Raw genomic sequence first — 16,500 nt, 5'->3', positions numbered from 1 at the left:
AAGGTGGTGAAATCATATGGCTAAAGGTATGCGCGAGATCAAACGTCAGATTAAAAGCGTAGAAAATACAAGACAAATCACTAAAGCAATGGAAATGGTTGCGGCTTCCAAACTTCGTAAAGCTCAAGAGAAGGCACAAGCAGCACGTCCATATTCCGATAAATTGCGTGAAGTGGTTGCGAGTATTGCTTCTGGAACAAGAGGTGTATATCATCCGATGTTGGAGAAGCGTCCAGTCAAACGGATCGCTTATCTCGTAGTGACTTCCGACCGTGGACTTGCGGGTGGTTATAATGCCAACATGCTCAAACATGTTAGTAATAAGATCAAGGAAAATCATACATCGACAGATCAGTACGAATTGTTCATCATTGGACGTAAAGGACGCGATTACTTCCGTCGTCGTAATCTTCCGATTACAGATGCTGTGACAGAATTGACAGACTTTCCGACCTATGCCGATATCAAATCCATAGCATACGATGCTGTTAAAGGATACGAAGAAGGCAGATACGATGAGCTTTACTTATGTTATAACCAGTTTATTAATGCACTAACACAAGTTCCGAACTCCACTCGTTTGTTACCAATGGAATCGGTAGAAGTGGCGCAAGAAGATAAACTTAAAGCAAGCTACGAATACGAACCTTCTGCAGAAGGCGTATTGGAAGTTCTTTTGCCAAAATATGCACAGACACTGATCTATAACGCTTTGCTCGAAGGTAAAGCAAGTGAGCAGGGTGCTAGAATGACAGCCATGGGTAGCGCAACGAAGAATGCATCTCAAATGATCAAAGATCTAAGACTTGTTTATAACCGTGCCCGTCAGGCATCGATTACACAAGAGATCACAGAGATTGTCGCTGGAGCGAATGCACAAGGCTAATAGAGCTTAACAATATCAATTATGTACAAGCAATTGCATAGCAGTGCTTGATGACATCGCTGCATACAGCAAGTCAGTAGGAGGGAAAACGATAATGAACAAAGGTCGCGTTGTAAGTGTAATGGGACCGGTTGTAGACGTGGAATTCGAACGTGGTCAACTTCCGGAAATCCTACACGCGCTCAAGGTCGAAACTACGCTAGATAATGGTAACAAAATCGACTTGACGCTTGAAGTATCGAATCATTTGGGCGATAATCTTGTCCGTTGTATCGCAATGTCTTCCACAGATGGTTTAGTACGTGGACTAGACGCTCTTGATCTAGGTGCTCCTATTTCGGTACCTGTAGGTAACGTAACGTTAGGTCGTGTATTTAACGTATTGGGTCAACCTATCGATGAAGCTGGCGAAGTTGTATCTGAAATTAAAAACCCTATTCACCGTCAAGCTCCTAAATTTGACGAATTGTCTACACAAGCTGAAATCCTTGAAACAGGAATCAAAGTTATCGATTTGCTAGCTCCTTATGCTAAAGGTGGTAAAATCGGTCTGTTTGGTGGTGCTGGTGTAGGTAAAACAGTAACAATTCAGGAATTGATCAACAATATTGCTCAAGAGCATGGCGGTATTTCTGTATTTGCTGGTGTTGGTGAACGTACTCGTGAAGGTAATGACCTTTATCACGAGATGAGAGAATCAGGCGTTATTAACAAAACAGCAATGGTATTTGGACAAATGAATGAACCTCCAGGTGCACGTCTTCGTGTAGCTTTGACAGGTTTGACAATGGCTGAATATTTCCGTGATGAAGAAGGCAAAGATGTATTGTTGTTCGTAGATAACATTTTCCGCTTTACACAAGCAGGTTCTGAAGTATCTGCATTGCTAGGACGTATGCCATCTGCGGTAGGTTACCAGCCAACATTGGCAACAGAGATGGGTCAATTGCAAGAGCGTATCACTTCTACTAAAAAAGGTTCAGTTACTTCGATTCAAGCGATCTATGTACCAGCGGATGATTATACCGATCCGGCTCCTGCAACGACATTTGCTCACTTGGATGCAACAACGAACTTGGAACGTAAAATCTCTGAAATGGGTATTTTCCCAGCGGTAGATCCACTTGCTTCCAGTTCACGTATCTTGAATCCTGAAATTGTAGGAGAAGAACATTACAATATCGCTCAAGGTGTTAAGCAAATCTTAGCACGTTACCGTGAGCTACAAGATATTATTGCAATTCTGGGTATGGATGAGTTGAGTGAAGAAGATAAGTTGACTGTATCGCGTGCGCGTAAAATTCAACGTTTCTTGTCTCAACCATTCCATGTTGCTGAACAGTTTACTGGAATCAAAGGACGTTATGTACCTGTTAAAGAAACAGTACGTAGCTTCAAAGAAATTCTAGACGGCAAACATGACGATCTTCCAGAAGCAGCATTCCTCTTCGTAGGCACGATTGAAGAAGCAGTGGAAAAAGCAAAAACACTGTAAATTATATGCCTGCAAAACGTGAGGAGGGATGAAAGTGAGCACGTTTCTATTGGAAATTGTAACACCTGAACGTCTGGTGTTTTCCGAACAGGTGGATCAATTAAGAGCCACAGGTGTAGAAGGTCAACTTGGGATTCTAGCAGGTCACATTCCGATGGTTACTCCACTACAAGTCGCTCCATTGGTGTACAAAGTCAATGGCAAAGAAACAGTGGTAGCTATTCAAAGTGGGTTTCTAGAAGTCCGTGCTGATAAAGTTGTTGTATTGGCAGACAGTGCAGAATTGCCAAACAATATTGATATTGAGCGTGCGAGAGCAGCAAAAGAACGTGCTGAGCGCCGTCTCAACAACAAATCGACTCAAGATCACATTGACTTCCGCCGGGCTGAACTTGCTTTACAACGAGCTATGAATCGTCTTAAAGTATCTTCATCAGGTGAGAACCGTTAAATGGATATAACCGGGCCGCTATTCTTGGGTCCGGTTTTTATTTTTAATTTGTCTATAAAAATGGCTTGTGCTATTATAGTTGAGTTCATTTTAATCATATAAGTTTGGACATTTATGTTAGAGATTATTGAATTTGAGAATTAGGTTAGGTCTTTAGGCGTACCCCACGCATTTCCTTTTCAGTAACTATTTATTTATTTGCTGAGAAAAATGCTTTAAGTATGCACTTATTTTCTGAAATAACACTAATATGACAAGAAAATGCTGATTTTTGTAAATTTGGGACTAGATTCTTTAACGCTTGGCAAGTATTATAGAATAGTCCGCATAAAAGGATGATTCATCAGTAAGCAATAAAGGAGGGAGCTATTTCAACAATGAGTACGGTAGATACAGTGTCCGCTGTCGGTGTGAACGGTTTACTATCCATATTCATATCGCTCCTTTGTATTGGTTTGTCCTGGTGGGCATTGCAAAATTTAAAACTCGATCTATTGATTCGTTATCCCAAAAGCGCAGCTGGTAAATTGCTTCATTTGTTATTTGCCATCGTGCTAGGACATTTCGTATCTAATTTCCTGCTGGATTATATCCGCTGGACACAGTCTATCCGATTTATGTTTTGAATGTGAACAGTGTGGTTATAAGTGTGTTAGACTATTTATTTGAAAACAAACGGTTGTATGATTCTCACCTACTACATTAAAAACTAAAATTTATGCAATAGGGTATTGTACAATCACACGAATCTAAGAAGATGAATGAGATAAGATAACAGACATCACTAGCGTCTGTATGCAACTATGTTCAGCTGGATTGGATTCGTCATTGTGTAATGCCGGATAAGCAAAATGACGCGCGGAGGGAACCCTAATGAGCAAATTTATCGTCCGCGGTGGCAAGCGATTAACAGGAAGTGTTAAAGTTAGCGGAGCTAAGAATTCTGTTCTTCCAATTATTGCTGCCTCACTACTTGGAGAAAATGGTGTAAGTACTATTCATGACGCACCTTCTCTTGACGATGTAATGACGATTAGTAAGGTATTAGAATCGCTAGGAGCGGTTGTTACATACCAAGACGAGACGATTCAGGTCAACGCAGAAGAATTAACTTCTTGTGAAGCACCGTACGAATGGGTAAGCAAAATGCGTGCCTCTTTCTTGGTTATGGGTCCATTGTTGACTCGCTTAGGTAAAACACGTATTTCTTTACCTGGTGGTTGTGCAATAGGCACACGACCAATTGATCAGCATCTTAAAGGCTTTGAAGCTATGGGTGCAGAGATTAATTTGGGGCAAGGCTACATCGAAGCAAAATGTGATGGTAGACTTCGCGGAGCGAAGATTTATCTTGACGTAGCTAGCGTAGGCGCTACAGAGAACATTATGATGGCTGCTACTCTTGCAGAAGGTACTACAACGATTGAGAATGCAGCTAAAGAACCTGAAATTGTAGATTTAGCTAACTACCTTAACAGTATGGGTGCTAAAGTTCGCGGAGCAGGTACAGGCGTGATTCGCATTGAAGGTGTAGAATCTCTTAACGGTACAGAACACACAGTTATACCTGATCGTATCGAAGCTGGTACATATATGGTTGCCGCTGCTATCACAGGTGGTAACGTGTACGTGGAAGGTGCTATTGCTGATCATTTGGGTCCTGTTATTTCTAAAATGGAAGAGATGGGTATTACAATCATTCCAGATGAGAACGGAGTACAGGTTATCGCTGATAAACCACTTCGTGCTGTCGATCTAAAAACATTACCTTATCCTGGTTTCCCTACAGATATGCAAGCGCAAATGATGGCTTTAATGCTTGCTTCTGAAGGAACAAGTATTATCAGTGAAACGGTATTTGAAAATCGCTTTATGCATGTCGATGAGTTCAACCTGATGAACGCGGGGATTCGTATTGAAGGTAGAACATCGATCGTAACAGGTGGAGCAAGTCTTGTTGGTGCGAAAGTATGCTCAACTGATTTGCGCGCAGGAGCTGCATTGATTTGTGCAGGTTTGATCTCGGAAGGAACAACTGAAGTAAGCGGAACACATCATATCGATCGTGGATATGTGCATTTGGCTGAAAAGTTGTCTGGATTGGGAGCAGATATTTGGCGCTTGGAAGAAGCAGAACCTTCTCAAGAACCAACACCTGCGGTAGAAGAACAAATGGCTGCTTTTTCTGACAAAACAGAAAAAGTAAACACAGCTGCTTTGAATGTTCAACCTACACTCGCATAAAACAGTATATGAATTTAATGTATCTATAGGCGAACATTAGATCGCTTTTGATAACGTAATTCACGTATATTGAAGAGTCAGACTGATTATAGTCTGGCTCTTTTGTTATATATGACATTTTCTTTTCCAAAAATGACGAACAATGGCGTTGAATACCCTTGGTAATTATGCTAATTTTAATAAGTCAGCCTTTTGCATTCATTTCATAGTGGGCACATATACATATTTTTCGCTGAACTGATCGTTGCCGGAGAACGTTTATTCGTTAACATTTCAAACATAACCAGTGAATAGGCTCTCAGATGATGTAAAAGCATAAAATAACGGACGGTGCTTTGTTACCGGAAATACGAACTTTTGGAGGCTCTTGATATGTTCAGCAAGGATATTGGAATTGATTTAGGTACAGCAAATGTTTTGATTCATGTAAAAGGAAAAGGTGTCGTTTTGGACGAGCCTTCGGTAGTCGCTATAGAAACAACAACTAAGCGTGTACTTGCTGTAGGTGAAGAAGCAAGACGCATGATCGGCCGTGCACCTGAAAATATTGTCGTTATCCGTCCACTTCGTGATGGAGTGATCGCTGATTTTGAAGTGACAGAAACGATGCTCAAACATTTTATTAATAAAGTAGGCGCTCGTAGCTGGTATAGTCATCCTCGTATTTTGATCTGTGCACCTACCAATATTACTTCAGTGGAGCAAAAATCGATTCGTGAAGCAGCAGAGCGTAGTGGTGCCAAAGAAGTATTTTTGGAAGCAGAGCCTAAAGCCGCCGCTATTGGAGCAGGTATGAATATTTTCGAACCAAGTGGTAATATGGTTATTGATATCGGTGGAGGTACAACAGATATCGCTGTATTGTCGATGGGGGATATCGTAACTTCATCATCACTGAAAGTTGCTGGAGATAAATTCGATGAATCTGTCATGAGACATATCAAAAATAAATATAAATTGCTGATCGGTGAACGTACAGCAGAAGATATCAAAATTAATATTGCAACAGTACGTCCGGGTGGCTTACAAAGAGAAATGGATATTCGCGGTCGCGATATCGTTAGTGGATTACCTAAAACAATTACGATCTCGTCGGGTGAAGTACAAGAAGCATTATCCGATACGATTTTGTCGATTGTAGCAGCAGCTAAAACGGTGCTCGAACAGACTCCTCCAGAATTATCAGCAGATATTATTGACCGTGGTGTTATTTTGACAGGCGGCGGAGCGATGTTGGACGGATTAGAAGAATTATTATCTCAAGAATTGCATGTTCCCGTACTGGTTGCAGAAGATCCAATGCACTGTGTTGTTAAAGGAACAGGAATTATGTTAAATAATTTGGACAAAGTCTCTAAAAAAAAGTTCTAGTCTAACCGATATAAGTAGTAGAATGTAATGACGAGACGGAAACTTGGATATAAACAATCAGAATCACCCCTATATTGAACACGAAAGGAGTGTCCGGTAATGCTAAGAGGTCTATATACGGCTGCTTCAGGTATGATTACTCAGCAACGTCGCCATGATACCGTGACGCAAAATATAGCAAACGTAAATACCCCTGGATACAAACAAGTAGAGAGTATTGAACGTTCTTTTCCAGAAATGTTGATCTCGTTAAATAATGGAGATCAAGGATCAAGCAACCGAAATATCGGTCGTTTGAATACCGGTGTACTGGCAGAAGAAAGTATCTCTATGAATGTACAAGGTGATATGCGTCAGACGAATTCAGCGGATGACTTTGCTTTGGTGTCAGAGATTAATCTGGCAGACCCGGCTACTCAGCAGAACATTCCTTTCGATGCTTCAGGTAAATATGTAGCAGAAGATGGTACAGTAACGTATCGTCCGCAAGCTTTTTTTACAGCAACCAGTAAGACCGGAGAAACAGGCTATACTCGTGACGGTAATTTTCAATTGAATGCAGCAGGACAATTATTAACATCAACCGGTAACCAAGTATTAGGTGCAACCGGTAATCCGATTACACTTCGTGGTTCGATTGATGATTATAATTTTGATTCAAGAGGAAATATTACAACCAAGATCAATGGTGCGACAGTTGGACGCTTAGGCATTTCTGTTGTCAATCTACCGGGTCAGATGACTCGTGCAGGTGATGGATTGTTCCGTGTAACAGATCCAGCTACAGCAGGTGTAAGACAATTACAAGCAGGCGACAATGTAGAAGTTCGCCAAGGGTACTTAGAAGGTTCTACAGTAGATGCAGCCGCTTCAATGGTTGATTTGACAGCAGCCCTTCGTGCATATGAAGCAAATCAGAAGATCGTACAATTTTATGATAAAAGCTTAGACAAAACAGTCAATGACGTAGGTCGTGTATAATATAGCAGTATAGATGGTTAGCAAAGGAGGAGAATAATGAATAATTCGATGATCAGTGCAATGGTAGCGATGAGCGGTATCCAGCAAAAACTGGGTATGGTCTCTGATAACATTGCGAATGCCGATACAGTAGGGTACAAAGGAAAACAAGCTACATTTGAAGATGTATTTACTGCGGTTAAACAACAACCAGGTGCAGCATCTGCTCTACCAGGTCGCGTAACAGGATCAGGATACAATCTAGGATTCGGTGCTCGTATGGGTGATGTAACGATGAATACCGCTCAAGGCGAAATGCAGACGACTAATAATCCTACTGATTTGGCTATTCAAGGTGATGGTATGTTTGCAGTGAGTGCAGATGGGAAGCAAGGTTGGACACGTGAAGGATCTTTCCACTTTGTACCTTCAGCCACAGACCCGACCAAAGCATTTATGGCAACCGATCAAGGCTATTTGTTAATGGGGAAAAATGCTAGAGGGGTATCTGCTCCTTTGGAAGTTCCAGCCAAAACCAGTATCCAGATCGATGACAAAGGTGTTGTTCGTTCTACGGATGGTGCAGGCAAAATTACAGTACTGCCACAATCGGTTCAAGTTGATCGTATAATTCATCCAGAAGGGCTTACGCAAATGGATGGAAACTTATTCATGTTACCTACCGGAGCGAACTTAAATGATGTTGTAGGCACGATGTCTGCAACGACTCAGATTCGTCAAGGCTTTTTGGAAGGGTCTAATGTCGATTTGAGTGCAGAAATGTCTGAATTGATTACAGTACAACGTGCATATCAGCTGGCAGCACGTACATTGTCTTCTAGTGATAACATGATGAGCATTACCAATAGTATTCGTGGCTAGTAGACGTGCAGCCGTACAAGAAGCGGCTAAAGCTCAAGGTAAAGCAACTCCTAATAAAAAAATTGTGAGAAAGCCTGCACCTGAGAGAAAACAGCCGGAGAAGAAGCCAGCTACTCCATCTGCTTCGGCTGGTGTCAAAACATTACGTGTCATATTAGTGATTGTTGGATTTGTAGTTGCTTTAATGGCAGGCTTAATGGTAGGTTATGCTATTTTGGGTAAACAAAATATATCGGATGTATTATATCCGGAAACATGGGCGCATATTTTTCAACTTGTTTTTGCACCATGACTTTTAAAGGCTCCTGCATATGCAGGAGTTTTATTTTTGTTGTCGAAACCGTTATAATGATGGGGACTGCTTAAAATAACTAAAAATTGCTTACATATTATATGGGACAATGCAGGTGAACGATTCGGATTCACATTGTTATGCATGCAATCTGAAGATGCGATAATGGATGAAAGAAAAAGTGAACCTATACTGTTGAAAATGAGAGGGGTTTTGGTTGTGTTAGATGTACAACAAATTCAGGAGATTATACCGCATCGTCCTCCCTTTTTACTGGTAGATCGCATACTGGAATTGGAAGTTGGTAAACGTGCTGTAGGTATTAAAAATGTAACGATTAATGAACCATTTTTTGTAGGGCATTTTCCAGGTTATCCTGTGATGCCTGGTGTATTGATTGTTGAAGCGTTAGCACAGGTAGGCGCAGTAGCTATTTTGCAAATGGAAGCAAATCGTAACAAACTAGCGATGTTTGCAGGAATTGATGGTGTTCGTTTCCGTGGACAGGTAGTACCTGGTGATACGCTTCAATTGGAAGTGGATATTACACGTATGAAAGCATCGATCGGTAAAGGACATGCTAGAGCAACCGTGGATGGTAAAGTTGTTGCTGAGGGTGAAATTATGTTCGCGCTAACAGAGCCGAATAAAGAGTAATCGACTGAATATGAAATGATTTGATGATTGATAACTTATAGATGGAGAAGGGATGGATATGATGACAACACTTAGTGAACAAGCTCAACGTAATTTAGATCAATGGTTAAATGACGAATCGATTGATGCAGCAACCAAAGAGGAATTGCAAGGACTCCAAGGACAAGATAAAGAACTGGAAGATCGCTTTTACCGTGATCTAGAATTCGGTACAGGTGGACTGCGTGGAGTGATTGGTGCAGGTAGTAACCGTATGAACTCTTACACTGTAGGTAGAGCCACTCAAGGTTTAGCAGAGTATATTGTATCTGCTCATACTGGAGAAGGTAAGCCATCTGTTGTAATCGCTCATGATTCCCGTCACTTTTCACCTGAATTTTCATTAGAAGCAGCTTTGGTACTTGCTGGAAATGGAATTGTAGCGAAATTGTTCCCTTCGCTTCGTTCTACACCGGAATTGTCTTTTGCTGTTCGTAATCTTAAAGCTACGGGTGGTATTGTGATTACAGCAAGTCATAATCCGCCTGAATATAATGGATATAAAGTGTATAACAACAGCGGTGGTCAATTGGTTCCTCATGAAGCCGAGCAAGTGATTAGCAATATCCGTGAAGTCTCTTCTTTTGCAGCGATTAAGCGTATTAGTCGTGAAGAAGCTGAGCAACAAGGATTGTTGGTATGGTTAGGCAAAGAAGAAGATGAAGACTTTATCCAAGCGGTCACAGCTATTAGCGTGAATCGTGAGTTGTTACAAGGTGAAGCAGGCAAAGCATTGAACATTGTCTATACGCCTTTACATGGAGCAGGTAATCTTCCTGTACGTGCAGGACTAGAGCGTCTTGGGTTTACTAACGTCTCAATCGTATCTGAGCAAGAAGCACCTGATGGTAACTTTACAACAGTGAAGTCACCTAACCCTGAAGAGCGTGAAGCTTTTACACTAGCCATTAAGCTAGGTGAAGAAGTAGACGCAGATATTTTAATCGGTACAGATCCGGATAGTGACCGTATGGGTGCTGTCGTTAAAGATCCAGCTGGTAAATATTTTGTTCTAACTGGTAATCAGTCGGGTGCGATTATGATTCATTATTATTTGAGTCAGCTTCAAGAGCAAGGCAAACTTCCTTCTAACGGCGCAGTAATCAAAACGATTGTAACAAGTGAAATGGGAGCAGCTATCGCTGAACATTATGGAGCAACCGTATTTAACACATTAACAGGGTTCAAATATATCGGTGAAAAAATGAATCAATTTGAACAAAGTGGCGAGCATACGTATTTGTTCGGTTACGAAGAAAGTTATGGTTATTTAGCAGGTAACTATGCACGTGATAAAGATGCAGTAGTTGCAGCACTATTAATCAGTGAAGCTGCTGCTTATTACAAACAACAAGGCAAAACGTTATATGATGTATTGCAAGAGTTGTATGAGCAATTTGGCCACTTCCAAGAAAGTTTGGAATCTCGTACGCTTAAAGGAAAAGATGGCGTTGCACAGATTCAAGGCATTATGGAATCATGGCGTACGGATAGCCCTGCTGAAATCGCTGGTGTTAAAGTGAGTGAAGCATTGGATTATTCCAAAGGGTTAGATGGCCTTCCTAAAGAAAACGTATTGAAATTCTTATTGGAAGATGGATCGTGGTTCTGCTTACGTCCTTCTGGAACAGAGCCCAAAATTAAAGTATACTTTGCGGTTCGTGGTGATTCAGGTGCAGATGCAACAGCTCGCATTCAACAACTAACAGCTGCTGTCATGCAACGTGTAGACGGATAAACAAAAAATATTTCGATAAAATGGCATTTTGTCATCAATTTTTAGTAGGATAGACACACTAGGCAGTATATAATAGATCAGATGAATGAAGGGTTCCGCTGTGAGGCTTAGTCTTAACAGCGGAACCATTCGTTATGTTCTTCTTTGGGCGACTCCCCAAAAGCGACATAACGAACTTACTAAGGAGGTACTTGAGTGGTTCAGAAATGGCAGCATTGGAATAATTCTTCTGTGAAATGGTTATGGATATTAGTGATTATTGGTTTGGTGGCATCATTACCGATTGCTTTTGATCGTACTAAAACCGAATCAACGTCCAAAAATGTAGAGTTTGTTTTTAATTATCGTAATCTGATCGATATTGCATCGTATCAGCCTCATCCCCAGGATTATATCAAGCAACAGCTTCAATTGCTGAAGGATGCAGGCATAGGTTCTGTCGCTGTATACCAAAGTAATTTAAGTGAATTGCAAAAATCGCAACGTCTAAATGTGTATAATTCTGTGGATGTGGCTAATCTTCAAAATCAGGTTATTCCGCAAAATGAAAATTTTACATATGTCCAGTTTACAAGTGAAGAAAATGCACAATTACTAGAGCCTGTTCTTCAGCGTGTATACAATTCATTGGGCATCCCTGTTGTACCTTGGAGCTTCAAAGGATTACCGGGTGTGGTTATTCAGACTTCTGCGGATGAAGCTGGACTGAAGCCACTTGATCCAGATCCAATCACTATGCGGATGCTTCACAACATGGGCTTCCAAATCGTACCCCGTTTAAACGATTCATTACCTTATGATCAAAATCGTATGAATGGATTGTTAAGTCAATTTGCTGAATATGGTGTTAAAACAATTCTTTTCGATGGTGAATCAGTTACAGGTTTCACTGACGATATCGAGAAGAAAAGTATTGCTAACTTTGCTACATTGTTGAATCAACATGGAATTGGTATAGCAGCTATCGAAAACTTGAAAAAACCACAAACTGGGTTTAGCAAATTAGCGTACCTGATGGATTATAATGTGGTTCGATTGTATTCATTGAGCGAATCCGATTCTAAGCTAGATCCTTATACAGTAGCTGATCGTTTTGCTTTGGCAGCCAAAGATCGCAATATTCGGATGATGTATATCAACTTGGCGGTATCTCGTGACACGACCAAAGCTCAAATGACTAACTCGATTGACAATGTCATTAAGAGTCTACAAACCGAAGGGCATGCGATTCAAAATATCGAAAGTCACGGTTTCAAAATTGGACCTGCTTCCGCTATGGATGTAAGTCATTCTGCTTTCAATAAATATTTCAAATTAATTGTACTGATTGGTGCGATTGCGTATATTGCTTTACTGGTTTCTTATTTTGTACGTCGCTTCACTTTGATCGTATTTGTACTTGGACTTGTTGGAAGTGCAGGAATGATCTTAATTCATCAAGCGCTTATTTTAGAACAAGGTATCGCTTTATTAGCGGCTATTAGTGCACCGACGATCGCAATGATCTATGCTGTACGCAAAGTAGATCGTTTATACGAAACAAGACATCAATTATCTTTAAGTCAGCGTGTGATTCAAGCTGTTATCTTGTTTATTCGTACATCGCTGTGGTCATTAACAGGAGCATTATTTATTATCGGACTTCTAAACGATATTACGTATCAACTGGTCATCAACCAATTCCGTGGTGTAAGTTTATTACACTTTGCGCCTATCGCTTTAATTGCGGTTTATATCGCTTTTTATCGTGGTAAACAAAGTTTTGGTATAGGTGGTATTCGCAAAGTACTAACGACTCCAATTACACTAACTTGGATTATTGTACTGGGTATCGTAGGAATTGTAGGCATGTATTATCTTTCACGTACCGGTAATGCAGGAACAGTAACACCGCTTGAAATGCATTTCCGTAATGCACTAGAAAGCTTATTAGGTGTTCGTCCACGTAATAAAGAATTCTTAATGGCTCATCCATTATTTATTTTAGGTGTATTTATTGCAGCGAAGTATCGTCATGCGATTTACATTATGATTATTGCTTGTATTGGTCAATTATCGATGGTTGATACATTTGCACATATTCATTCACCTGTTCATATTTCTCTGATTCGTGGTCTGCTAGGAATGGGACTTGGTTTGATTCTTGGACTGGTTGCTGTGATTGCATGGCAAATCCTTGAAAGGTGTTGGAAAAAATGGCTACCGCTTCTGCGAAAATCGTAATCTCTGGATACTATGGGTTCCGCAATAGTGGAGACGAAGCTGTATTGAAATCCATTTTGAATTCACTGGAAGATCAGGGTAAACAACAAGGTATTCAAATCGAGCCGATTGTATTGTCAGGTGATCCTGAATGGACTTCCAAAATGTATGGAGTACGCTCTGTAGGTCGGTTGAAGATTCGCGAAATTCGTCAATTGCTTAAAGAAAGTGATGGTCTGATCAGTGGTGGCGGTAGTTTACTTCAAGATTCTACAGGCATCATGACTATTCCTTACTATCTAGGCATTGTTCGTATCGCTCAATGGTTACGTAAGCCTGTGTTTATTTATGCTCAAGGTGTAGGACCTGTACAGAAGAAATTCTTCTTCTCATGGATTAAAAATAGTTTTAAACGAAGTGCTTATGTTTCTGTACGGGATCAGGAATCTGCTTTATTATTAGAAAAAATGGGGCTTTCTCGTTCTAAGATTGAAGTGGTTGCTGATCCTGTTATGGGATTACCGTTACCTACGACACGCAATCCTATCCAAGTTAAGTCTTTAACTCATATAGGAGAAGCGAATATGGATTCGCTTCCTGTTGTGGGTATATCGGTTCGCTTTTGGGATAAACAGCGTCGTGAATTAGATGGAATAGCGGATGGTTTGCGTTTATTAAGTCAAGAATTACCGGTTCATCTTCGCTTTTTACCTTTCCATTTGCCAGAAGATGAGCAAGCTTCTCAGTATGTTATTGATCGTATTGGGGATATCCGTGAGCATGGAAGTATGATAAGTAGCGCAGAACAAGTAACAGATCCACAACAAATGTTAGTGGAAGTTAGCCATTGTCATGCTATTATAGGTATGAGGCTTCACAGTCTTATCTATGCAGCATCTCAATCCGTACCTTTAATTGGCATATCGTATGATCCCAAAATCGATCAATTCTTGAATCGTTTACAGATTCAAGCCACAGGCACTAGTACAAAGGTGGATCCGCTTCAATTGGCAAAAGAAACGAAAGTATTGCTAGATGATCAAGAAGGATGGCGTGCCAGCAAAGCTTCTTTTATCGAATTACTCAAACAAGATGCTGCTAGCCCTGCTCGTTTTATTGCTCATTATTATTTAGCACAAAGGTGATATATAATGAAAGAATGGAATACCATACCGACGGTTCCGATTTACGGATTACAAGTATCCAAAATGAATATGGACGATACCGTTGAATATCTGGAACAAAGTATCAAAAAGGGTAAACCGCAGCAGATTATTACAGCGAATCCAATCATGATTATGACGGCTTTGGAACAACCTGCTTATATGCAAGTGATGAAAAATGCAGAATTACTTGTTCCTGATGGAGCAGGGTTAGTCTGGGCAGCTTCCACTTGTGGTCAACCTGTTGCTGAACGTGTAGCTGGATACGATCTATTACATCGTTTGATGGATAGAGGACAGGCGCTTCATTGGAAAGTATATTTACTAGGTTCAACCCCTGAAGTGATTCAGGCAACAGCTACCCGGTTAAAAAGTTTATATCCCCATACTTTAGTTGTGGGTTATCGAGATGGATTTTTTGGCCCAGATCAAGATGCACAAATTATTGCTGAAATTCGTAGCCTTGCACCTGATCTTCTTTTTGTTGCAAGAGGAGCAGATACGCAAGAACCTTGGATTGGTACATACAAGCAAGAATTGGGTGTTCCGATCATTATGGGTGTAGGTGGAAGCTTTGATGTGATCTCTGGCAAAACAAAGCGTGCACCAAAATTATTCCAAAAACTGCGTTTAGAGTGGTTTTATCGCTTGCTTAAAGAGCCTACACGATACAAAAGAATGCTTGCGCTTCCGAAATTCGCATTAAAAGTGCTAAAGGACAAGGAAAACGTAGTAAAAGTTCATTAAATAGATGAAATTTAGATGAATATCGCCTAAAACGTGCTTAAAAGAAGTTTGGTGTTTAATTTCGAACGGAGTATAATTGGCTCCGTGAGATAAATTGGGGGTCGAAAAGCAAAATGTTAATCATTTTTATTCTCGGATTTGTTCTGGCGCTGGCATTGGCACTGGTTCTAACGCCGCTCGTCAAAAAGTTTGCAATTCGAATCGGAGCCGTAGATGTTCCTAATGCCCGTAAAGTGCATACGAGAATCATGCCAAGGCTTGGCGGACTGGGGATTTATTTAGCATTTACGATTGCTTTTGTTGCTGTCCTTCCGTTTTTGCCATTTGATCTACCTGCACGCGACGCTAATTTTATGAAAGCATTTTTTACAGCCGGTTCAATTATTGTATTGATCGGTGTACTGGATGACCGTTTTGAATTATCAGCTCGTGTTAAATTGTTGGGTCAAATTATTGCTGCATGTACAGTAGTATTCGGATACGGAATCAAAGTGGATTTTGTAAATATTCCTTTTCAAGATTCGTATTCTTCACTTGAAAACTGGATTGCTATCCCGCTAACGATCTTCTGGATCGTAGGTGTAACGAACGCGATCAACTTGATTGATGGGTTGGATGGTTTGGCAGCAGGTGTATCTGCTATTGCGATCGGTAGTATTTTCACAATGTCATTGATTATGGGTAACTACCCTGTAGCGCTTTTATGTCTACTTCTTTTGGGAGCGATTGTTGGATTCCTTTACTTTAACTTTCATCCAGCTAAAATTTTTATGGGTGATACGGGATCATTGTTCCTCGGATTCAGTCTTGCGATGTTATCCTTACTTGGATTTAAACAAATCGCGGTTGTTTCTTTTATTACTCCGCTAATCATTATCGGTGTACCATTGTCTGATACCTTCTTCGCGATTATCCGTCGTTGGGTACATAAGAAGCCGATTTTTGCACCAGACAAAGGTCATTTGCATCATTGTCTACGCGAACTCGGATTAAGTCATCGTCAGACAGTATTATTGATTTATGGAATTGCAGCATTTTTCGGTGTTCTAGCTATTATTCAATCATCGGCTGCTATTAATGAAGCCAATTGGGTAACATTCCTAGTGATTTGTGTCATGATGTTTGTCCTTCAAATTGGAGCAGAGCTTATTGGTTTAGTTGGTAAAACAAGACGTCCACTTCTTGGATTGATTGCTCGCCTGCGAATCAAACCTGATCCAACTCGTGGAAGCAAACCTTAAATAACGTATTTTCTTCAAAATTAATAAAATAAATCATTTGTCGTAGATCGTTTGCTAGCAAAGGATCTCGGCGATATTGAAACCTCTCTTTCTATAGAAAGAGAGGTTTTTTTGTATTGTTTTCTCTGAACT

The 16,500-nt window shown here is 40.5% G+C and carries 15 protein-coding genes; all 15 read left to right on the top strand.

Going from position 1 to position 16,500, the window contains the following annotated elements:
* Nucleotides 1-16: 16 nt before the first annotated feature.
* A complete protein-coding gene (gene atpG / locus PaeCFBP13512_RS10550; protein WP_069328672.1) occupies nucleotides 17-886 on the top strand; it encodes an ATP synthase F1 subunit gamma in 870 nt (289 codons plus the stop codon).
* Between the two features lie 94 nt (nucleotides 887-980).
* The gene (atpD, locus tag PaeCFBP13512_RS10545; RefSeq protein ID WP_069328671.1) at nucleotides 981-2,381 is read left to right on the top strand and encodes a F0F1 ATP synthase subunit beta; all 1,401 of its coding nucleotides are present in this window, start codon (nucleotides 981-983) and stop codon (nucleotides 2,379-2,381) included.
* 34 nt (nucleotides 2,382-2,415) lie between these two features.
* Nucleotides 2,416-2,832 carry a F0F1 ATP synthase subunit epsilon gene (locus PaeCFBP13512_RS10540; protein ID WP_069328670.1) on the top strand — a complete coding sequence of 139 codons (417 nt, stop codon included), beginning with the start codon at nucleotides 2,416-2,418 and terminating at the stop codon, nucleotides 2,830-2,832.
* 377 nt (nucleotides 2,833-3,209) lie between these two features.
* Nucleotides 3,210-3,458, top strand: coding sequence for a DUF1146 family protein (locus PaeCFBP13512_RS10535; RefSeq protein ID WP_069328669.1), 249 nt, complete (start codon nucleotides 3,210-3,212; stop codon nucleotides 3,456-3,458).
* Between the two features lie 247 nt (nucleotides 3,459-3,705).
* Nucleotides 3,706-5,076, top strand: a complete 1,371-nt coding sequence (murA, locus tag PaeCFBP13512_RS10530) for a UDP-N-acetylglucosamine 1-carboxyvinyltransferase (RefSeq protein ID WP_137222968.1) — start codon at nucleotides 3,706-3,708, stop codon at nucleotides 5,074-5,076.
* A gap of 372 nt (nucleotides 5,077-5,448) precedes the next feature.
* Nucleotides 5,449-6,447 (top strand): rod shape-determining protein MreB, encoded by a 999-nt coding sequence (gene mreB / locus PaeCFBP13512_RS10525; RefSeq protein WP_069328667.1) that lies wholly within the window; start codon nucleotides 5,449-5,451, stop codon nucleotides 6,445-6,447.
* A gap of 99 nt (nucleotides 6,448-6,546) precedes the next feature.
* Nucleotides 6,547-7,428: a flagellar hook-basal body protein gene (locus PaeCFBP13512_RS10520; RefSeq protein WP_069328666.1), complete on the top strand. Its 882-nt coding sequence runs from the start codon at nucleotides 6,547-6,549 to the stop codon at nucleotides 7,426-7,428.
* Nucleotides 7,429-7,464: 36 nt separating this feature from the next.
* Entirely contained in the window at nucleotides 7,465-8,289 is an 825-nt protein-coding gene (locus tag PaeCFBP13512_RS10515) for a flagellar hook-basal body protein (RefSeq protein ID WP_137222966.1), read from the top strand.
* Nucleotides 8,282-8,581 (top strand): DNA-directed RNA polymerase subunit beta, encoded by a 300-nt coding sequence (locus PaeCFBP13512_RS23485; RefSeq protein WP_083243576.1) that lies wholly within the window; start codon nucleotides 8,282-8,284, stop codon nucleotides 8,579-8,581. Before PaeCFBP13512_RS10515 ends, PaeCFBP13512_RS23485 begins: the two co-directional genes overlap by 8 nt.
* A gap of 219 nt (nucleotides 8,582-8,800) precedes the next feature.
* Complete coding sequence (gene fabZ, locus PaeCFBP13512_RS10505) at nucleotides 8,801-9,238, top strand: 3-hydroxyacyl-ACP dehydratase FabZ (protein ID WP_069328692.1); 438 nt, start codon at nucleotides 8,801-8,803, stop codon at nucleotides 9,236-9,238.
* Nucleotides 9,239-9,299: 61 nt separating this feature from the next.
* Nucleotides 9,300-11,015, top strand: coding sequence for a phospho-sugar mutase (locus PaeCFBP13512_RS10500; protein ID WP_137223245.1), 1,716 nt, complete (start codon nucleotides 9,300-9,302; stop codon nucleotides 11,013-11,015).
* A 195-nt stretch (nucleotides 11,016-11,210) separates the two neighbouring features.
* Nucleotides 11,211-13,238 carry a DUF5693 family protein gene (locus tag PaeCFBP13512_RS10495; protein WP_137222964.1) on the top strand — a complete coding sequence of 676 codons (2,028 nt, stop codon included), beginning with the start codon at nucleotides 11,211-11,213 and terminating at the stop codon, nucleotides 13,236-13,238.
* Nucleotides 13,211-14,362, top strand: a complete 1,152-nt coding sequence (gene csaB / locus PaeCFBP13512_RS10490; protein WP_137223243.1) for a polysaccharide pyruvyl transferase CsaB — start codon at nucleotides 13,211-13,213, stop codon at nucleotides 14,360-14,362. The genes PaeCFBP13512_RS10495 and csaB overlap by 28 nt, the downstream gene beginning before the upstream one ends.
* Nucleotides 14,363-14,368: 6 nt before the next feature.
* Nucleotides 14,369-15,127, top strand: coding sequence for a WecB/TagA/CpsF family glycosyltransferase (locus tag PaeCFBP13512_RS10485; protein ID WP_069328662.1), 759 nt, complete (start codon nucleotides 14,369-14,371; stop codon nucleotides 15,125-15,127).
* Between the two features lie 113 nt (nucleotides 15,128-15,240).
* Nucleotides 15,241-16,368, top strand: coding sequence for an MraY family glycosyltransferase (locus PaeCFBP13512_RS10480; RefSeq protein WP_069328661.1), 1,128 nt, complete (start codon nucleotides 15,241-15,243; stop codon nucleotides 16,366-16,368).
* Nucleotides 16,369-16,500: the final 132 nt, after the last annotated feature.

The organism is Paenibacillus sp. CFBP13512, assembly GCF_005233705.1.
Lineage (GTDB): Bacteria > Bacillota > Bacilli > Paenibacillales > Paenibacillaceae > Saccharibacillus > Saccharibacillus nuruki.
Note: the sequence above shows the minus strand (reverse complement) of the source record. Positions and strands in the feature narration are given on the sequence as shown.